Here is a 19,083-nt window from a genome sequence, read left to right as displayed (position 1 = left end):
GACTGCCCCGGCATGGCCGGGGCAGTCTTTTTGTTACAGATCTGATCGGGCTGTCAGCCCTTCATCAGCTCCTCAGCCTTGCGCTCCAGGTCCTCGAGACCGCCGCACATGAAGAACGCCTGCTCGGGGAAGTGGTCGTACTCGCCCTCGCTGATCTTGCGGAACGCCTCGATGGTCTCCTTGATCGGGACCGTCGAGCCCGCCACGCCGGTGAACTGCTCCGCAGCGTAGGTGTTCTGCGACAGGAAGCGCTCGATCCGCCGGGCCCGGGCCACGGTGATCTTGTCTTCCTCGGAGAGCTCCTCGATGCCGAGGATGGCGATGATGTCCTGCAGGTCCTTGTAGCGCTGCAGGATCCGCTTCACCTCGGTGGCGACCTGGAAATGCTCGGCGCCGACGAACTCCGGGGCGAGGATCCGGGACGAGGACGCCAGCGGGTCCACGGCCGGGTAGATGCCCTTGTCGGAGATCGACCGCTCCAGGTTGGTGGTCGCGTCCAGGTGGGCGAACGTGGTGGCCGGGGCGGGGTCGGTGTAGTCGTCCGCCGGCACGTAGATCGCCTGCATGGAGGTGATGGCCTGGCCCCGGACGGAGGTGATCCGCTCCTGGAGCTCGCCCATCTCGTCGGCCAGGGTCGGCTGGTAGCCCACCGCGCTCGGCATACGGCCGAGCAGGGTGGAGACCTCCGAGCCGGCCTGGGTGAAGCGGAAGATGTTGTCGATGAAGAGCAGCACCTCCTGCTTCTTGACGTCGCGGAAGTACTCGGCCATGGTCAGCGCGGAGAGCGCCACCCGCAGCCGGGTGCCCGGCGGCTCGTCCATCTGGCCGTAGACCAGCGCGGTCTTCTCGATGACACCGGACTCGGTCATCTCGGCGATGAGGTCGTTGCCCTCACGGGTGCGCTCACCCACGCCGGCGAAGACCGAGGTACCACCGAAGTTGCGGGCCACACGGGTGATCATCTCCTGGATGAGCACCGTCTTGCCCACACCCGCGCCGCCGAACAGGCCGATCTTGCCGCCCTTGACGTACGGGGCGAGCAGGTCGATGACCTTGATGCCGGTCTCCAGCATCTCGGTCTTCGGCTCCAGGTCCGCGAAGGCCGGGGCCTTGCGGTGGATACCCCAGTGGTCGTCCGGGGTCAGGGTCTCGCCCTCGGTGAGGTTGAGCACCTCGCCGATCGCGTTGAACACGTGGCCCTTGACCGCGTCGCCCACCGGCACGGTGATCGGCTTGCCGCGGTCACGCACCTCCGCGCCGCGGACCAGGCCGTCCGTCGGCTGCATCGAGATGGCACGGACCAGGTTGTCACCCAGGTGCTGGGCGACCTCCAGGGTCAGCGTCTTCTCACCGCCGGACAGGTTCACGTCAACGTTCAGGGCGTTGAACAGGGCCGGCATGGCGTCGCGCGGGAACTCGGCGTCGACGACCGGGCCGATGACCCGGACCACGCGACCCGTGGCCGTCTTGGTCTCTACTGGTGCAGTCATCACACTTCACTTCCCGACGCGGCCAGCGCGTTGGCGCCGCCGACGATCTCGCTGATCTCCTGGGTGATCCCGGCCTGGCGAGCCGAGTTCATCTCACGCGTGTACTTCTCGATCATCTCTTCGGCGTTGTCGGTGGCGCTCTTCATCGCCCGCCGCCGTGCCGCCGACTCACTCGCCGCCGACTCGATCAACGCCGCGTAGATCCGCGTGTTGATGTACCTCGGCAGGAGCGCGTCGAGCAGCGCCTCCGCCTCCGGCTCGAACTCGTACGCCGGCAGCAGCCCCTCGGAGCGCGGCCGGTCCTCCACCTGCATCGGACCGATGATCTTGGCGACCGGAGTCTGCGTCATCAGCGAGTGGAACTCGGTGTAGACGATGTGCAGCTCGTCGACGCCGAGCACCCCGTCCGCACCGGCACCGCCGTCGACGTCGTCCGCACCGGCCGTGAACGCCTTGATCAGCGTCTCACCCACCGTGCGGGCGTCCTCGAACGACGGCTGCTCGCTGAACCCCGTCCAGTTCGCCTCGATCGGCCGGTTGCGGAACCGGTAGAACCCGACGCCCTTACGCCCGATGACGTAGAGCACCGGCTCCTTGCCGTCCGCCCGGAGCCGCGCGATGAGCGACTCCGCCGTCTTGATCGCGCTGGCGCTGTAGCCGCCGGCCAGGCCACGGTCGCTGGTGACCAGCAGGACGCCCGCCCGCCGCACCCGCTCGCGCGGGGTGAGCAGCGGGTGGTCGATCCGCGCGTTGGACGCCAGCGCCGTGAGCACGCCGGTGATGGCCTGGGCGTACGGCAGGGACGCCTGCACCCGGGCCTGGGCCTTGGCGATCCGGCTCGTCGCCACGAGCTCCATCGCCTTGGTGATCTTCTTCATCGACTTCGCCGAGCGGATCCGTTGACGAAGAACGCGTACCTGGGCCGCCATGGGATCAGCTCTCGGCCGGGCGGTCGGTCGCGCTGTCGCGGAAGCGGGTCACCGTCTCGCGGTTCTCGTCGCCCTCCAGCGGCGCGGCCGGCGCGTCGTTGACCCGACGCTCGTCGGCCTTGCCAAGGAAGACCTGCTTGAACTCGCTGATCGCGTTGTCCAGGGAGCCGATGATCTCGTCGCTCCACTGGTTGTCGGCGATCCCGGCCAGCACACCCGCGTGCTTGTGCCGCAGGTACTGCAGGAACTCGGACTCGAAGCGCCGGATCTCACCCACCGGGATGTCGTCCAGCTTGCCCTCTGTGCCGGCCCAGACCGTGACGACCTCTTCCTGCACCGGGTACGGCGAGTAGTTCGGCTGCTTGAGCAGCTCGACCAGCCGGACACCGCGGTCCAGCTGGGCCCGGGAGGCCTTGTCCAGGTCGGAGGCGAAGGCGGCGAACGCCTCCAGCTCGCGGTACTGGGCCAGGTTGAGGCGCAGCGAACCGGCAACCTTACGCATCGGCTTCACCTGCGCGGCGCCACCGACCCGGGAGACCGAGGTCCCGACGTTGATCGCCGGACGGACGCCCTGGTTGAACAGGTCGGTCTCCAGGAAGATCTGGCCGTCGGTGATCGAGATGACGTTGGTCGGGATGAAGGCCGAGATGTCGTTGGCCTTCGTCTCGATGATCGGCAGACCGGTCATCGAGCCGCCACCCAGCTCGTCGGAGAGCTTCGCGCAGCGCTCCAGCAGGCGGGAGTGCAGGTAGAAGACGTCACCCGGGTACGCCTCGCGGCCCGGCGGGCGGCGCAGCAGCAGCGACACGGCCCGGTACGCCTCGGCCTGCTTGCTCAGGTCGTCGAAGACGATCAGGACGTGCTTGCCGCCGTACATCCAGTGCTGCCCGATGGACGAGCCGGTGTACGGGGCGATGTACTTGAAGCCGGCCGGGTCGGACGCCGGGGAGGCGACGATGGTGGTGTACTCCATCGCGCCCGCCTCCTCCAGCTGGCCCTTGATGGAGGCGATCGTGGAGGCCTTCTGGCCGATGGCGACGTAGATGCAGCGGACCTGCTTCTTCGGGTCGCCGGTGCGCCAGTTGTCCCGCTGGTTGAGGATGGCGTCCAGGGCGACCGTGGTCTTGCCGGTCTTCCGGTCACCGATGATCAGCTGCCGCTGGCCCCGGCCGATCGGCGTCATCGCGTCGATCGCCTTGATGCCGGTCTGCAGCGGCTCGAACACCGACTGCCGGGACATCACGTTCGGAGCCTGCAGCTCCAGCTCGCGGTAGCCCTCGTCGGCGATGTCGCCGAGGCCGTCGATCGGCTGGCCGAGCGCGTTGACCACGCGGCCGAGGAAGGCGTCGCCGACCGGCACGGAGAGCACCCGGTCGGTGCGCTTGACGCGCTGCCCCTCCGCGAGCTTGGCGGCGTCACCGAGAACGACGACACCGATTTCCCGGACGTCGAGGTTCAGCGCCACGCCGAGCGTGCCGTCCTCGAACTCCAGCAGCTCGTTGGTCTTGGTCGAGGGCAGGCCCTCGACGTGGGCGATGCCGTCACCGGTGTCGGCGACGGTGCCGACCTCCTCGCGGGAGACGTCGGTCGAGTAGGAGGAGACGTAGCGCTCAAGGGCGCCGCGGATCTCCTCCGTCGAGATGGTCAGCTCGGCCATCCTCTGCTTCCTTAAAATTCAGGGGCCCGGGATACCTAGTACCGACCGGTCCGAATGGCGTCTGTCATTCCGGGCGCTGCGCGGCGAAGCCGCCGCAACGCTGGGCGGCGGAGCCGCTCAGCGCTTCGCGAGCGCGTTGCGGGTCTCGTTGAGGCGGCGCAGGATCGTGCCGTCGTACAGGTCGGAGCCGACCCGCACGCTCACGCCACCCAGGACGTCGGGGTCGACCGTCTGCTTGATGGAGACCTCTCGACCGTATATCGCGGTGAGGCTCGCACCCAGCCGCCGCTCGTCCTCGTCACTCAACGGGGCCGCGACGGTCACGTACGCCACCTGCCGGTCGCGTCGCTCGGCGGCGAGCTCCACCAGCCGGGTGAGCGCCCCGATGAAGGAGCGTCCACCGAACCCACTCAACGCCACCTCGACGAGGCGGACGGTGACCGGGCGCGCCTTGTCGGCGAGCAGATCACGGGCCAGGGCGACCCGCTTCTCGATTGGAGCGACCGGGTCGGCCAGCGCGTTGCTCAGCGCCGACTGACCCGTGACGACCTGGCCGAAGCGGAACAGCTCGTCCTCGACCTCGCCCAGGTCGCCGGCCTTGTCGGCGCTGGCCAGCAGCGCCTCCACGCCCAGCCGCTCGGTGCCGTCGAGCAACTCCGACGGTGCCGACCAGCGGCCGGAGACCAGCGACACGAGCAGGTCGAGCGCGTCTGCGCCGATCCGACCACCCAGCATGTTGCCGAGCAGAGCGCCCCGGTCCTCGCCGGAGCGGGCCGGCTCGGACAGCGCCCGGCGCAGCCGCGGCTCACGCCGCAGCAGGGCGGCGACGGAGAGGACGGCGTCAGCGGTGGAGGCCACCGCCGACGGCTCCGCGCCGCGGACGTACGCGTCGAGGCGCTCGGCCGCGACCTTGTACGACTCCCGGCTGGCGGCCTGCATCAGCGGGCCCCCGTGCTCTCGAGACCGCTCAGGAACCGGTCGACGGTGCCCTTGCGCCGCGCCTCGTCGGCCAGCGACTCACCGACGATCTTGCTGGCCAGGTCCACCGCGATCGTGCCGACCTCGGTGCGCAGCTCGCGCACGATGGTGGCCCGCTCGGCGGCGAGCTGGTCCTTGCCGGCCGCGATGATCCGGTCGGACTCTTCCCGCGCCTTGGCGAGGACGTCCTGCCGGATCCCCTCGGCGTCGGCCCGGGCGTCGTCGCGGATCTTCGCGGCGTCGGTGCGGGCCTCGGCGAGCTGGGCACGGTACTGCTCGAGCAGCTGGTTCGCCTCGGCCTGGGCGGCCTCGGCGCGCTTGATGCCGCCCTCGATCGCGTCGACCCGAGCCTGGAACGTCTGCTCCATGCGGGGGAAGACGAACTTCATCAGCACGAAGCAGAGCACGGCGAAGGCGACCGTGCCGACCACGATCTCCTGCCAAATCGGGATGATCGGGTTGTGGGTCGACTCACCACCCTCAGCGGCGAGGAAATACATGGTTACCTCCCGGTCTAAGGGCGGGATCAGTTGCCGGCCCAGATGAAGCCGAAGGCGATGCCGAACAGCGCCAGCGCCTCGATGACGGCGAAGCCGATCCAGACGTACGGCAGGGTCATGCGGGACGACTCGGGCTGCCGGGCGGTCGACTGGATGTAGGCGGCGAACACCAGGCCAACGCCGATGCCCGGGCCGATGGCCGCGAGGCCGTAGCCGATGGCGGCGGTGCTGCCCTCTACCGCGGCGATAACGTCCATTAGTGGTTCCTCCTGGTTATCACGCGTGACTCTCACGCGGGACGACAACGGTTGGTGCGTGGATCAGTGCGCTTCGGCGAGCGCGCCCTGGATGTAGCTGGCGCTCAGCACGGTGAAGACGTAGGCCTGCAGGACGATGACCAGCGCCTCGAGAAGGGTCAGCGCCACGGTCATCACCCAGGACACCACCGAGATCGGTGCCAGCCAGGCGTTGGCATTGAGCATCGCGAAGCCGCCGAGCGTGAAGACCAGCAGGAGCATGTGGCCGGCGAACATGTTCGCGAAGAGACGGACGGCCAACGAGAACGGCCGGATGATGAAGGTCGAGAACGCCTCGATCGGGATCAGCAGCGGCAGGATGTACCACGGTGCCGGCGGGATCAGGGCGTGCTTGAAGTATTTGACGAAGCCGTGGTGCCGGATGCCGATGTAGTTGAACAGCACGTAGCTGAGCACCGCGAGGATCGCCGGGAAGGCGATGTGCGAGTTCGGCGAGATCTGGAAGAACGGGATGATCGCGAACGCGTTCGCCAGCAGCACGAAGCAGAACAGCGTGGTGAAGTACGGCGCGAACCGCACGCCCTGGTGCCCGATCATGTCGACCGCAATGTTGTTCCGGACGAAGCCGTAGATCGACTCGGCGAACCACTGCTTCTTGGTCGGCACCAGCTGCGGCTTCCGGTAGGTCGCCAGGAAGAAGATGATCAGGACGCCGACCGCGATCCAGATCATCGCCGTGAACTTGGTGAACCAAGGAGCGTTTTCCACACCCCAGGGCACGATGGCGGGCAGGTAGAAGTCGTCCACACTGGGTGGGAATGCCGCCTGGCCTGCTGCCAGAACGTTCGCCTGTCCGAGCACCGTGTCCCTTCCTAAGTAGGCGTGCCGAGCCGGCGGACGACGAGGATGATCCCCCCGGTCACGCCGAGCACGACGCCGATCCCGGTGGCGACGCCACCGGTGTCGAGCCACTGGTCGACCAGCCAGCCGATGAAACCCCACACGAGCATGCCTCCGATGAGGTAGCTGAGCGCGGTCCAACCCTGACCGGCGCCGGACGGATAGTCGTCCGGTTCACCGGCGGGACGGGGGGTTTGGTCACCAGCCATGACGGGGCGAACGATATCAGCCGGGAAGACGAGGCTGTGCCTCACCCCCCGCACAACCGTCGTTGTGTGGGCATCTCGGGGGCCGCGTCGTCTGTGGGCACGCTACTCCCCTTCCGCCCGTCGGAAAATGACCGGAGGCCGACACATTGTGGCGCGTCCGCTGGGTGGGACGACCGGCCGACGGCCAGGTCAGCCCCGCGGCCGGCGGGCGTGCACCGTGGTCAGCCACCAGAGGTGCACCGCTGTCCACACTGCCACCCCGGCGACGATGCCGAAGCAGAGCGGGATCAACCCGGGCCAATCGGCCGACGCCACGGCCACCAGCACCACACCCAGCAGGGTGAACTTCAGCGCGTACAGGCCCAGCCCGAGGGGCAGCACCAGCTGCGGGTTGATCTCGTCGGCCCAGGCCAGCACCACGGTGGTGAGGGTGTAGCTGAGCACCGTGACACCGACCCCGGCCGCCGCGCCGAGCGCGGCCGTCATGCCGCCGGTCGCGCCAGCGACCACCGCGGCGACCGCGGCCAGCGCCACCGACGCGGCCAGGAGCACCGGCAGGTGCCGCAGCCGCCAGCGCCGGTTGGTGTCGGCCGCGACAACCTCGGGCTCAGCCACGGGGGTACGCCGGAAACGCGGCGACCAGCTCGGCCACTTCGGCACCGACCCGGGACAGCTCGTCTGTGCCGCCCGGTGCCCCGGGATCGGCGCGTACCGCCCGCGCGATCAGGGCGGCCACCTGGCGCAGCTCCCCCTCCCGCATACCCTGGGTGGTGACGCTGGGCGTGCCCACCCGGATGCCGGAGGCCACCATCGGCGGCTGCGGGTCGTACGGGATCGCGTTCTTGTTCAGGGTGATCGACGCGGCGTCGCAGCGCGCCTCGGCCTCGGTGCCGGTCACGCCCAGCTCCCGCAGGTCGATCAGGGCGAGGTGGGTGTCGGTGCCCCCGGACACCGGGCGCATGCCCTCGGCGGCCAGCCCGGCGGCGAGCGCCTGTGCGTTGCTGATCACCTGACCGGCGTACGTCTGGAATTCGGGCTGGGCGGCCTCGCGCAGCGCGACCGCCTTGGCCGCGACCGCGTGCATCAGCGGGCCGCCCTGGGTGAACGGGAAGACCGCCTTGTCGATCCGCTGCGCCAGCGACTCGCGGCAGAGGATCATGCCGCCGCGCGGGCCGCGCAGCACCTTGTGGGTGGTGGCGCAGACGACATCGGCGTACGGCACCGGGGACGGGATCGCCCGGCCGGCGACCAGGCCGATGAAGTGCGCCGCGTCCACCATCAGGTACGCGCCGACCTCGTCGGCGATCTCCCGGAACCGGACGAAGTCGATCAGCCGGGGGTACGCGGTGGCGCCGCAGATGATCATCTTGGGCCGGTGCGCCCGGGCCAGGTCCCGCACCTCGTCGTAGTCGATCAGCTCGGTGTCCGGACGGACGGTGTACCCCACCGTGGCGAACCACTTCCCGGAGAAGTTCACCCGGCTGCCGTGGGTCAGGTGCCCGCCGTGCGGCAGGTCCATCGCCAGCACCGTGTCCCCCGGCTGCACCAGCGCGGCGTACGCGGCCAGGTTGGCGCTCGCCCCGGAGTGCGGCTGGAGGTTGGCGTGCTCGGCCCCGAAGAGCTCCTTCGCCCGGGCGATGCCGATCTCCTCGGCCCGGTCCACCTCGGCGCAGCCGCCGTAGTAGCGCCGGCCCGGGTAGCCCTCGGCGTACTTGTTGGTCAGCGTCGAACCGAGCGCGGCCAGCACCGCCGGCGAGGTCAGGTTCTCGCTGGCGATGAGCTGCAGGCCGCCCCGCAACCGGTCCAGCTCGCCGAGGACCACCCCGGCGATCTCCGGATCGGTTGCCCTGAGCTGCGCGAAATCCGGCCCCCAGAAGGTGCTCGTCTCGGTCTCCACAGCGAACGAGTCTAGGGGGCCGCACACTGGAAGCCGTGCGATGCCTCGTCACCGGAGCCACCGGATACATCGGCGGGCGGCTGGTGCCCCTGCTGCTCAACGAAGGGCACACCGTGCGCTGCCTGGCCCGCAAGGCCGTGCGGCTGCGCGACGTGCCCTGGGCCTCGGCGGCCGAGATCGTCGAGGGAGACCTGAGCAGGCCGGAGACACTGCCCGCCGCGTTCGCCGACGTGGACGTCGCCTACTTCCTGGTGCACTCGCTGGGCCGAGCCGACTTCGAGGCGGCCGACCGGACGGCGGCGACGAACTTCGCGGAGGCGGCCCGCGCTGCCGGCGTACGCCGGATCGTCTACCTGGGCGGCCCGGAGCCGGCGCCCGACGAGGAGGTCCCCTCGCCGCACCTGCGGTCCCGGGCCGAGGTGGGCCGGATCCTGCTGGCCAGCGGCGTGCCCACGGCGGTGCTCCGCGCCGCGGTGATCATCGGCTCCGGCTCGGCGTCGTTCGAGATGCTGCGCTACCTGACCGAGCGGCTGCCCGCCATGGTCACCCCGCGCTGGGTGAGCAACCGGATCCAGCCGATCGCGGTCCGCGACGTGCTGCGCTACCTGGCCGGCTGCACCACGCTGCCGCCGGAGGTCAACCGCGGCTTCGACATCGGCGGGCCGGACGTGCTCAGCTTCCGCGACATGATGCAGCGCTACGCCCGGGTGGCCGGCCTGCGCCGGCGGGTCATCGTGCCGGTCCGCCCGCTGACCCCGTCGCTCTCGTCGCACTGGGTCGGCCTGGTCACCCCGGTGCCGAACGCCATCGCCCGCCCGCTGGTGGAGAGCCTGGTCCACGAGGCGATCGCGCACGAACACGACATCGCCCGATACGTCCCCGACCCCCCGGGCGGGTTGACCGGCTTCGACCAGGCGGTGGCGCTGGCGCTGGCCAGGGTGCGCGACGCCCAGGTGGAGACCCGCTGGTCGACCGCGAGCGGGCCGGACGCCCCGGCCGAGCCACTGCCCTCCGACCCGGACTGGTCCGGCGGCACCGCCTACACCGACCTCCGGGAACGGACGGTGGATGCGCCGCCGGCGGAGCTCTGGCGGGTCATCGAAGGTGTCGGCGGCGAGCACGGCTGGTACTCGTTCCCGCTCGCCTGGTCGATCCGCGGCTGGCTGGACCGACTGATCGGTGGCGTCGGGCTGCGCCGGGGCCGGCGCGACCCGCACCGCCTTCAGGTCGGTGAGGCCCTGGACTTCTGGCGGGTGGAGGAGATCGTCCCGGGCGAACTGCTGCGGCTGCGCGCCGAGATGCGGCTGCCCGGCCGGGCCTGGCTGGAGATGCGGGTGCTGCCCGCCGACAACGGCCGCAGCCGCTACCAGCAACGCGCGGTCTTCCTGCCGCGCGGGCTGGCCGGGCACGCCTACTGGGGGTCGGTGGCCCCGTTCCACGCGATGGTCTTCGGCGGGATGGCCCGCAACATCGCCCGCGGCGCCGAGCAGGCCCCCGACCGTCCCGCCCCGCACACCGGCTGACCCCGCCGACCGGAACCGCGCGACTCAGTTGCCCGTACGGGCGCCGGTGACCTGGAAGGCCACCCGCTCACTCGGCGGGACGAAATCCCGCACCGGCTGGTCGCGCAGGGCGAAGGTGAGCACCTTGCCGACCGCGTCCACCATCCGGGCCTGCACCGCCTCACCCACCGCGTCGCGGGGGTCGTCCGGGTTCGCCGCCATCGAGGCCACCGCGAGCTGCGGCGTGAACGCCACCACCGTCTCCGTCTCGTACCGCTCCGAGCTGCCGGTCTTGCCGGCGACCGGGCGGCCGAGGCCGGACCGCAGCCCGGGTGCCGTGGCGCCGTCGCAACGCCCGTACATCGACTGGTCGCCGACCGGGCAGCGGGCCGCGTCGGCGGCCGCCCGGGCCACATCGGGGTCGAGCACCTGCCGGCAGTCCGGTTTCGCGGCGTCGACCGGGTGGCCGGCCGAGTCGCTGATCGAGACCACCGGCAGCGGGGCGCACCAGGTCCCCTCGGCCGCCACCGTGGCGTACGCCGTGGCCAGGTCGAGCGGGGTCGTCGCGGCCACGCCCAGGGTGAACGGGCCCCAGTTCTTCGCCCCGTACCGGGCCAGCCGGGCGTCCGAGTCGGCGCGCAGCACGATGCCGAGCCGCTCGGCCATCTCCACCACCCGGTCGGCGCCGACCCGCTCGGTGAGCCAGGCGAAGTACGTGTTCACCGAACGCCCGAACGCGGTCCACATGGTGCGCGGGCCGTCCATCGACGAGGGGGTGGCGTTCACCGGACACCAGCGGCCGTCACAGCTCGCCTCCCCGGTCACCGGGAACTTCGTGACCAGCCGGGTCGGGGCGGTGAACTCGGTCGACAGCGGCAGCCCGGACTCCAGCGCGGCCAGCATGGTGAAGAGCTTGAACGTCGACCCGCCCTGGTACCCCTCGATCGCCCCGCCGCCGGCCACCAGCTGATTCACCGTGTTCGGGTGGTTCTTCTGCCCGGCCGGGTTGTCCGCCACGCTGTAGCTGCGGTTCACCGCCATCGCCAGCACCCGACCGGTGCCGGGTTGCACCACCGCGGTCGGCACCGCCCGGGCCTCGGTCGGCTGGTAGATCCGCAGCACCTGCTCGGTGGTGGCCCGCTGCACCGCCGGGTCGAGCGAGGAGACGATGGAGAACCCACCCCGGCGCAGTGTGCGCTGCCGCTCGTCGGCGGTCGACCCGAACGCCGACTGGTCGCTCCACCAGCGGGTGAACCAGTCGCAGAAGAATCCCCAGTCGTTGTGCCCGTCCGGCACGGCCGCGCAGTCGTTCGGGGTCTCGCTGGGCCGCAGGTCCAGCGGCTCGTCCCGCGCCGCCGCCGCCGCGTCCGCCGACACGTGGCTCGACTCCACCAACTGGTTCAGCACGTACGCCCGCCGGCGCAGGGCGCTGTCGGCGTCGCCGTTGATCGGGTCGTCGCTGTCCGGTGACTGGACCAGCCCGGCCAGCAGCGCGGCCTGCGCCACTGTCAGCTCGGCCGGGGACCGGGAGAAGTAGCGCTTGCTGGCCGCCGCGATGCCGTACGCCCCGGCGCCGAAATAGGCGATGTTGAGGTAGCGGGTGAGGATCTCGTCCTTGCTCAGCTCCCGCTCCAGCGCCAGCGCGTACCGCATTTCCTGGATCTTGCGGGCGGTGGTGACCTCGGTGGCCGCCCTGCGCTGGCTCTCGGTCAGCCGGGGATCGCTGCTGAGGACGTTGCGGACGTACTGCATGGTCAGCGTGGAGGCGCCCTGTCGGGTCTGACCGTCGCGCTTGTTCACGGTGAACGCGCGCACCACACCGCGCAGGTCCACCCCGCTGTGCTGGAAGAACCGGACGTCCTCGGCGGCCACGATGGCCTGGCGCATCACCGGCGCGACCTCCTGCAGCGGCACGTCCACCCGGTCCTCCTGGTAGAAGGAGGTGATCAGGGTGGTGCCGTCGTTGGCGTACAGGTTGGAGCGCTGGGCGGTGGGTGGCGTGCGCAGCGTGTTCGGCAGCTCCGAGTAGGGCGTGGACAGTGCGCTGAAGCCGATCCCGAAGACCAGGGCCACCGGCAGGGCGGCCGCTGCCAGCACCAGGCCGGCCAGCACACCGGCGATCACCACGGTCAGCAGTTTGTCGAGATGGGCCCGGATCATCAGCTCTCCCCGCAGGAGCCGGTCACGCTAGGACCCGTTCAGAATGACCCGGAACGCCCCTTTCGCCCCGGGTTTTCCCCAAACCCGGAGGAAACTCGCACGCCGCTCAGGGAAGCAGCGCGGCGGCCAGCGGGTGGACCGTCTCCTCGATCTCGTCGGCCACCCGGCTGAAGCACTGGTCGCCGCGACCCCACGGGTCGTCGAGATCGTCGCTCGGCAGCAGCGAGGCGCCCAACCGGGCGTCGTGAGCCGCCGCCACCAGAGCCACGCCCCGGGCGTACACCGCCTCCGGGGTCGCCTCGGCCGACGGCAGCGCGGCGGCGTCCACCGCGGCCAGCAGGCGGCCGAACTCACCCAGCACGAAGGTGCGGGCCGCCGCGTCCGGACGAAGCGCCACCACGTACTCCTGCTGATCCGCGGTCGCGGTCAGGACCAGGTCGGCGGCGTCGATGTGCTCCGAGCGCAGCTTGCGCGCCGCGAAACCCTCGACGTCCCCGCCCCGGCCGACGACCTGCCGGGCCGCCGGCGGGTTCATCTCCTCGCCGGCGTGCCAACCGCCCGTGCCGGCGCTGTGGCTGTGCAGCAGCTCCTCGGCCCGGGCCGGATCCTGCTCGCGCCGCGCCAACCGCTCCCGCACCGCCAGGGCCACCAGCCGCTCGGCCATCGGCGAGCGGCAGATGTTGCCCATGCAGACGTGCAGCACGGTGAACGGGGGCACTCAGACCCCCCGGCCGTCGACGAGATCCGGCACCACGTCGCGCAGCTTCTCCAGCGGGATCGCGCCGGCCCGCAGCAGCTGCGGCACCTCACCGGTCAGGTCCACGATCGTGCTGGGCACCGGGTCCGGGCAGGGCCCGGCCTCCAGGTACGCCCGCACGGAGTAGCTGAGCTGGTCGCGCGCCTCCTCCGCGGTGACCGCGGCCGGCTGGCCGGTCTTGTTCGCCGAGGAGACCGCCATCGGGCCGGTCTCGCGCAGCACCTCCAGCGCCACCGGGTGCAGCGGCATCCGCACCGCCACCGTGCCCGACTTGTCGCCGAGATCCCACTGCAGGCTCGGTGAGTGCTCGACAACGATCGTCAACGCACCCGGCCAGAACGCCTCCACCAGGTCCCGCGCGGCGCTGGGCAGCGAGAAGACCAACCCGTCCAGGGTCTGCCGCGAGCCGATCAGCACCGGTGGCGGCATCTGCCGCCCCCGGCCCTTCGCATCCAGCAGCGCCTTGACCGCGTACGGGGTGAACGCGTCCGCGCCGATGCCGTAGACGGTGTCCGTCGGCAGGACGACCAGCTCGCCGTTCTTGACCGCCTCGATGGCCGCAGCGATGCCGCGGTCCCGATCGGCGGGCGACCGGCAGTCGTAGAGCATCACGAGGAGTCAGTCTGCCACGCCGTCCCGCCCGGGGCGTGCCGGCCGTCCGCCCGTCGGGATGCGGTGGCGTAGCGAGGACGGCCGGTGAGGTCCGGATGCTCCGTGATCGCGGTAAACCGGCCGTCCGCGGCGAGCAGCTCGGGCACCGCCGAACCGTGCGTGTCGTCGTGCTCGACCCCGATCACGCCGCCCGCGCGCAGCAGCGCCGCCGCCCGGATGATCACCGGCCGGATCACCGCCAGACCGTCCACGCCGCCGAAGACCGCCTCCGCCGGGTCGTGCCCGGCCACCTCCGGCGGCACCACCACCTCGACCGGCACGTACGGGGGGTTGCAGAGCAGCACGTCCACCCGGCCGACCAGGTCGGCCAGCAGGTCCGGCGCGGTGACATCGGCCTCGACCACCTCGATCGGGCGGTCCCCCGCCTCGGCGCGCTCCGCCGCGTTGCGGCGCAGCCAGGCCAGCGCCGCCGGGGACCGCTCCACCGCCACCACCCGCGCCCCCGGCAGCTCCTGAGCGACCGCCAGCGCGATCGCACCGGAACCGCTGCACAGGTCCACCACCAGCGGGTCGGGCCGGCGCTGGCCCTGTTCGAGGCCCCAGCCGGCCAGCAGCTCGGTCTCCGGCCGGGGCACGAAGACGCCCGGGCCGACCGCCAGCTCCAGGTGCCGGAACCCGGCGCGACCGGTCAGGTGCTGCAACGGCTCCCGGGCGGCGCGGCGGCGCACCAACTCGTCGAGCCGGGCCCGATGCTCGTCGGTCAGGTCGTCGGCGAGCGCCAGCCGACCCCGGGGCACCCCCAGCACGTACGCCGCCAGCAGCTCGGCCTCCACCCGTGCCGGGCCCACCCCGGCGGCGGCGAGCAACCGGGCCGCCCGGGCCACCGCGGCGGACGGACGGAGCCGGCCTGTCCCTTCGGGGGGGTGTTGCGGCAGAGTAGTCACGCGATAATCATGAAGCGTCGCAGGCGACGCCACGAACGGGTGCGTCGAGGCGCACACGACGGGAGGTCGCGAGTGGGCTGGCTCGACCGGGTCGATGACCAGGTTGACGCCCTCAAGCACGCCCGGGCGTTGCAGGAGGCCAGTCGTTCCGCAGAGTCGTACGCGCTGCTGGAGCGGGTGATCCGCAGCACGACGGACCCGGCGGCGCGAGCGGACGCCATGGTGCAGCGACTCTCCGCGCTGATCAATCTCGGACGCACGGCGGAGTTCACCCGGGCCATCGAGGAGGCCTCGGCGGCGGTCCGCGACCTCGCCGAGCCCTATCTGCACGGGCACCTCAACGCGCTGGCCGCGCTCGCCGCGCACCACCAGGGCGCACTGGACCGCTGCGTCACCCACCTGGTCAAGGCCGCCCGGGCGCTGGGCGCCGTGGAGGACCCGGACCGGGACACCGCCTGGGGCTGGCACGACCTCGCGATGGCGTACAGCTACCTCAGCTTCCACGGGTACGCCCTCGGGGCGATCGAACGGGCCCGGCAGCTGGGGCTGACCGCCGGGATCCCGGAGGAGACGTTCGCCGCGCCCGGCATCCGGCTGCGCAACGCCGTGGCGCTGGACCACAACGGCGACAGCGACGGCTGCCTGCGCGTGCTGCGGGACGTCGCCGCCGACCTGGCCCGGTTCATGAACGCCGGGCGGGCCGGCCGGCTGCGTCCCAGCAGCCTCGCCGCGTACGGCTACGCGGCCGCCCGGCAGGCCGCGCTCGGCGACCGGGTGGAGTCCGGCGGAGACGGCGATCCGTCCCGGCTGCTCGGCCACGGCGGGGACAGCGCCCGGGCGCGCGACATGCGTCAACTCGGTCAGGTCTGCCTGGCCGTCGCCGCCGGGCGGCCGATCGAGGCGGTCACCCGGCTGGACTCCATCCGGGTGTCCACGGAGACGCTCGGCGCGGCCGAGCCGGCCCGGCTGCGCAGCATCGCGCTGGCCCGGGCCGGGGACCACGTGGCGGCGCACCGGGCTGACCGGCTCGCGTTCCGGCTCGCCGCGCAGCGCAACGACCGGTTGCGCGACGTCTACATCGACGGCATCGCCGCCCGGATCGACCACGAGGAGATGCGCCGCGAGGCGGCGCGGTTCGAGGGCGAGGCGCTGACCGACCCGCTCACCGGGCTGCCCAACCGGCGGCGGCTGGAGCGGTACATCACCGCCGTGGTCACCCGCGGCGAGCGGGTGGTGATCGGCGTCTGCGACCTGGACGGCTTCAAGGCGGTCAACACCCGGCACGGGCACCACTCCGGCGACCTGGTGCTGCAACGCATCGCCGGGGTGATCAACCGGGTGATGCGGCGGGGCGACTTCGTGGCCCGCTACGGCGGTGACGAGTTCGTGGTGGTGCTGCCGGACACCGGCATGACCGAGGCCGCCGAGGTGGCCCGCCGGATCGAAGCGGCGGTCCGCGCCGAGGACTGGGAGTCGCTGGTGCCGGGGACGCCGGTCGGGGTGAGCATCGGCTTCGCCGAGGTCTCCGTCGGAAGTGGGCTGCGGGACGCGCTCAGCGTCGCCTTCGAGGAGGCCGACCGGGAGATGCTGCGAGCCAAGAGCCGTCCGCGCGCGAGCTGACCGCCGGGTGCCCGCCGGGCGGCGCCCCCGCGCCCCCGCGGCGCCGCGGTCAGCGGCGGGTCAGCTCGGTGTCGCCGGCCAGCCGGGCGGCGCGGTCGGCCTCGGTCAGGGCGTCCAGCACCCCGTCCAGCTCGCCGGCCAGTGCCAGATCCAGGTTGTACGCCGTGTAGCCGATCCGGTGGTCGGTGATCCGGTTCTGCGGGAAGTTGTAGGTGCGGATCCGCTCCGAGCGGTCCACCGTGCGCACCTGCGCCTTGCGGGCGTCCGAGGCGGCCGCGTCGGCCTGCTCCTGAGCGGCGGCGAGCAGCCGGGCCCGCAGGATCCGCATGGCCTGCTCCCGGTTCTGCAACTGGGACTTCTCGTTCTGGCAGGAGACGACGATGCCGGTCGGCAGGTGGGTGATCCGCACCGCCGAGTCGGTGGTGTTCACCGACTGGCCGCCCGGGCCGGACGAGCGGAACACGTCGATCCGCAGGTCGTTCTGGTCGATGCTGACGTCGACGTCCTCGGCCTCCGGCAGCACCAGCACCCCGGCGGCGCTGGTGTGGATCCGACCCTGCGACTCGGTGACCGGAACGCGCTGCACCCGGTGCACGCCGCCCTCCCACTTGAGCCGCGACCAGACGCCGTTGCCGCCCTCGGGGACGCCCTTGGTCTTGATCGACAGCGAGACGTCCTTGACCCCGCCCAGGTCGGAGTCCTGTGCGTCGATCACCTCGGTGATCCAGCCGTGGCGCTCGGCGTACCGGGTGTACATCCGCAGCAGGTCACCGGCGAACAACGCCGACTCCTCGCCGCCCTCACCGGCCTTGATCTCGACGATCACGTCCTTGGCGTCGTGCGGGTCACGCGGGATGAGCAGCTCGGCGAGACGCTCCTCCAGGACCGGCAGGGACGCCGCGATCGCCTCGGTCTCGGCAGCGAAGGAGGGATCCTCGGCCGCCAGCTCGCGGGCCGCGACCAAGTCGGCGCGCGCCTGCTCCAGCTCGCCGGCAGCCTTGTGCAGTGGCACGAGCTCGGCGTACCGGCGGCCGACCCGCCGCGCGGTGGACTGGTCGGCGTGGATCGCCGGATCGGCCAGCCGCTTCTCCAGCTGCGCGTACTCGTCGAGGAGGCCGGCCAGACGCTCGCTGCTCATGCTGCGGATGCTCCTTCGAGGGTGCGGCGCCGGCCGGGCCGGACCGAGTGCCGGTCGCCGGCCGGAAAAAGGGCGGAACGCGGACGGCGCCCGCGTCCGGTGGAAAACCGGACGCGGGCGCCGAACGAGGAGCTACTTGGCCTTCTTGGCCTGAACCTTGGCGTACTTCTGCTGGAACTTCGCGACCCGGCCGGCGGTGTCGAGAACGCGCTGCTTACCGGTGTAGAACGGGTGGCAGGCGCTGCAGGTCTCGACGTGGATCGCCCCGCCCTTGGCGGTGCTGCGGGTCGTGAACGTGTTGCCACAGGAGCAGCTGACCTCGGTGGTCACGTACTCCGGGTGGATGTTTGCCTTCATCTCGCCTCGGTCCTCTCGTTGGTGGTCGCCGGGTCGCCGTCACCGCCCGTCGCGCCGTGCGCGACGGGCTCGGGCGTGAACCGGAACCGGTGGCCGATTGACCAGTGTGCCATGGGCCTGAGCCGACCCGGTAATCGGGCCGCACACCTCGTCCGGCATCGTCAACACGTGCCTTCCCGTCCGCATTCCCGCCGCCCGGCCGGGCATTCACCCACCCGGCGGGCCGCCGCCCGGCACCCCGTCGGGGGTACGCCCGCCGAGCCGGAGGGGAGCCGATGACCCGCCTGATCGCCACCCGGGGCCTGCCGGCATCCGGCAAGACCACCTTCGCCCGGACCCTCCAGCCGTCCGTGGTCCGGGTCAACCGTGACGACCTGCGCCGGATGCTGCACGGCGAGCGGCTCTTCACCCAGTGGGCGGAGGCGCAGGTGACGACCGTGCAGCGGGCCCAGGTCGAGGCGCTGCTGCGGACCCGGGCGGACGTGTGCGTGGACGACACCAACCTGCGCTCGCGGACCCTGCGGGACTGGGCCGAACTGGCCGCCCGGTACGGCGCGGAGTTCGAGGTGCACGACTTCACCGACGTGCCGCTGGCCGAGTGCCTGCGCCGCGACGCCGCCCGCCCGGAGTCCGACCGCGTCGGCGCGGACGTGATCTGCCGGCTGCACGAGCGCTACCTGGAGGGGCGGGCGCTGCCGTTGCCCGTGCCGCAGGCCCGCACCGGACGACCCGCCGCCGTGCACCCGCCGTCGACCGAGCCACCGGAGATCGTCCTGGTGGACATCGACGGCACGGTCGCGCTGGCCGTCTCGCGCAGCCCGTACGACATGACCCGGGTGAGCGAGGACCAGCCGAACCCGGCGGTGATCGCGGCGGTCCGGGCGATGCACGCCGCCGGGTACGGGGTCGTCTTCTGCTCCGGGCGGGACGCCTCGGCGCGGGCGGCCACCGAGGCGTGGCTGGCCCGGCACGTCCGGGTTCCCTACCTCGGCCTGCACCTGCGCGCCGTCGGCGACTCCCGCAAGGACGCGATCGTCAAGCGGGAGATCTACGACCGGGAGGTCCGGGACCGCTACCGGGTGGTCGGCGTCTTCGACGACCGCGTCCAGGTGGTCCGGATGTGGCGCTCCCTCGGCCTCACCGTCTTCCAGGTGGCCGACGGCGACTTCTGAGGGT

At 71.7% G+C, this 19,083-nt stretch carries 19 protein-coding genes; 3 read left to right on the top strand and 16 right to left on the bottom strand.

Translation table 11 applies throughout. The features are described from left to right. Window positions 1-53 precede the first annotated feature (53 nt). From atpD to glyA, 10 genes are all read right to left on the bottom strand, one after another. Window positions 54-1,490: a F0F1 ATP synthase subunit beta gene (gene atpD, locus ACFYPS_RS20175; RefSeq protein WP_354963848.1), complete on the bottom strand. Its 1,437-nt coding sequence runs from the start codon at window positions 1,488-1,490 to the stop codon at window positions 54-56. Beyond that, window positions 1,490-2,419 (bottom strand): F0F1 ATP synthase subunit gamma, encoded by a 930-nt coding sequence (locus ACFYPS_RS20170; RefSeq protein ID WP_354963847.1) that lies wholly within the window; start codon window positions 2,417-2,419, stop codon window positions 1,490-1,492. The genes atpD and ACFYPS_RS20170 overlap by 1 nt, the downstream gene beginning before the upstream one ends. A gap of 4 nt (window positions 2,420-2,423) precedes the next feature. Continuing rightward, window positions 2,424-4,076 carry a F0F1 ATP synthase subunit alpha gene (atpA, locus tag ACFYPS_RS20165; protein WP_354963846.1) on the bottom strand — a complete coding sequence of 551 codons (1,653 nt, stop codon included), beginning with the start codon at window positions 4,074-4,076 and terminating at the stop codon, window positions 2,424-2,426. Between the two features lie 117 nt (window positions 4,077-4,193). Continuing rightward, window positions 4,194-5,015: a F0F1 ATP synthase subunit delta gene (locus tag ACFYPS_RS20160; RefSeq protein WP_354963845.1), complete on the bottom strand. Its 822-nt coding sequence runs from the start codon at window positions 5,013-5,015 to the stop codon at window positions 4,194-4,196. Continuing rightward, the gene (locus ACFYPS_RS20155) at window positions 5,015-5,554 is read right to left on the bottom strand and encodes a F0F1 ATP synthase subunit B (protein WP_354963844.1); all 540 of its coding nucleotides are present in this window, start codon (window positions 5,552-5,554) and stop codon (window positions 5,015-5,017) included. The genes ACFYPS_RS20160 and ACFYPS_RS20155 overlap by 1 nt, the downstream gene beginning before the upstream one ends. A 26-nt stretch (window positions 5,555-5,580) precedes the next feature. Further along, on the bottom strand, window positions 5,581-5,811 hold the full coding sequence (locus ACFYPS_RS20150) for an ATP synthase F0 subunit C (protein ID WP_354963843.1): 231 nt from the start codon (window positions 5,809-5,811) through the stop codon (window positions 5,581-5,583). Window positions 5,812-5,874: 63 nt separating this feature from the next. Continuing rightward, the gene (gene atpB, locus ACFYPS_RS20145) at window positions 5,875-6,672 is read right to left on the bottom strand and encodes a F0F1 ATP synthase subunit A (RefSeq protein WP_354963842.1); all 798 of its coding nucleotides are present in this window, start codon (window positions 6,670-6,672) and stop codon (window positions 5,875-5,877) included. Between the two features lie 11 nt (window positions 6,673-6,683). Then, complete coding sequence (locus ACFYPS_RS20140; protein ID WP_091405894.1) at window positions 6,684-6,920, bottom strand: AtpZ/AtpI family protein; 237 nt, start codon at window positions 6,918-6,920, stop codon at window positions 6,684-6,686. Window positions 6,921-7,109: 189 nt separating this feature from the next. Beyond that, complete coding sequence (locus ACFYPS_RS20135; protein ID WP_354963841.1) at window positions 7,110-7,535, bottom strand: hypothetical protein; 426 nt, start codon at window positions 7,533-7,535, stop codon at window positions 7,110-7,112. Beyond that, window positions 7,528-8,817 (bottom strand): serine hydroxymethyltransferase, encoded by a 1,290-nt coding sequence (glyA, locus tag ACFYPS_RS20130; RefSeq protein WP_354963840.1) that lies wholly within the window; start codon window positions 8,815-8,817, stop codon window positions 7,528-7,530. Before glyA ends, ACFYPS_RS20135 begins: the two co-directional genes overlap by 8 nt. 35 nt (window positions 8,818-8,852) lie before the next feature. Here glyA and ACFYPS_RS20125 point away from each other — a divergent pair, with 35 nt between their 5' ends. Beyond that, complete coding sequence (locus ACFYPS_RS20125) at window positions 8,853-10,340, top strand: SDR family oxidoreductase (protein WP_354963839.1); 1,488 nt, start codon at window positions 8,853-8,855, stop codon at window positions 10,338-10,340. 24 nt (window positions 10,341-10,364) lie between these two features. On the opposite strand, the gene ACFYPS_RS20120 is transcribed toward ACFYPS_RS20125, so the two are convergent. The 4 genes from ACFYPS_RS20120 to prmC all read right to left on the bottom strand — a co-directional run bounded on the left by ACFYPS_RS20120 (window position 10,365) and on the right by prmC (window position 14,792). Next, the gene (locus ACFYPS_RS20120; protein WP_354963838.1) at window positions 10,365-12,479 is read right to left on the bottom strand and encodes a transglycosylase domain-containing protein; all 2,115 of its coding nucleotides are present in this window, start codon (window positions 12,477-12,479) and stop codon (window positions 10,365-10,367) included. A 106-nt stretch (window positions 12,480-12,585) separates the two neighbouring features. Further along, entirely contained in the window at window positions 12,586-13,197 is a 612-nt protein-coding gene (locus tag ACFYPS_RS20115; RefSeq protein ID WP_354963837.1) for a phosphotyrosine protein phosphatase, read from the bottom strand. Then, the gene (locus ACFYPS_RS20110; protein WP_089021912.1) at window positions 13,198-13,845 is read right to left on the bottom strand and encodes an L-threonylcarbamoyladenylate synthase; all 648 of its coding nucleotides are present in this window, start codon (window positions 13,843-13,845) and stop codon (window positions 13,198-13,200) included. Beyond that, window positions 13,845-14,792: a peptide chain release factor N(5)-glutamine methyltransferase gene (gene prmC, locus ACFYPS_RS20105; protein WP_354963836.1), complete on the bottom strand. Its 948-nt coding sequence runs from the start codon at window positions 14,790-14,792 to the stop codon at window positions 13,845-13,847. The genes ACFYPS_RS20110 and prmC overlap by 1 nt, the downstream gene beginning before the upstream one ends. A 72-nt stretch (window positions 14,793-14,864) precedes the next feature. On the opposite strand from prmC, the gene ACFYPS_RS20100 reads away from it, so the two are divergent. Continuing rightward, the gene (locus ACFYPS_RS20100) at window positions 14,865-16,412 is read left to right on the top strand and encodes a GGDEF domain-containing protein (RefSeq protein ID WP_354963835.1); all 1,548 of its coding nucleotides are present in this window, start codon (window positions 14,865-14,867) and stop codon (window positions 16,410-16,412) included. A gap of 49 nt (window positions 16,413-16,461) precedes the next feature. Here ACFYPS_RS20100 and prfA read toward each other — a convergent pair whose 3' ends face one another. After that, window positions 16,462-17,550, bottom strand: coding sequence for a peptide chain release factor 1 (prfA, locus tag ACFYPS_RS20095; RefSeq protein WP_354963834.1), 1,089 nt, complete (start codon window positions 17,548-17,550; stop codon window positions 16,462-16,464). Between the two features lie 132 nt (window positions 17,551-17,682). Further along, on the bottom strand, window positions 17,683-17,907 hold the full coding sequence (gene rpmE, locus ACFYPS_RS20090; protein ID WP_007464546.1) for a 50S ribosomal protein L31: 225 nt from the start codon (window positions 17,905-17,907) through the stop codon (window positions 17,683-17,685). Window positions 17,908-18,182: 275 nt separating this feature from the next. On the opposite strand from rpmE, the gene ACFYPS_RS20085 reads away from it, so the two are divergent. Next, the gene (locus tag ACFYPS_RS20085) at window positions 18,183-19,079 is read left to right on the top strand and encodes an AAA family ATPase (protein ID WP_354963833.1); all 897 of its coding nucleotides are present in this window, start codon (window positions 18,183-18,185) and stop codon (window positions 19,077-19,079) included. Window positions 19,080-19,083 lie beyond the last annotated feature (4 nt).

Source organism: Micromonospora sp. NPDC005087, from assembly GCF_042872965.1.
Classification (GTDB): domain Bacteria; phylum Actinomycetota; class Actinomycetes; order Mycobacteriales; family Micromonosporaceae; genus Micromonospora.
Note: the sequence above shows the minus strand (reverse complement) of the source record. Positions and strands in the feature narration are given on the sequence as shown.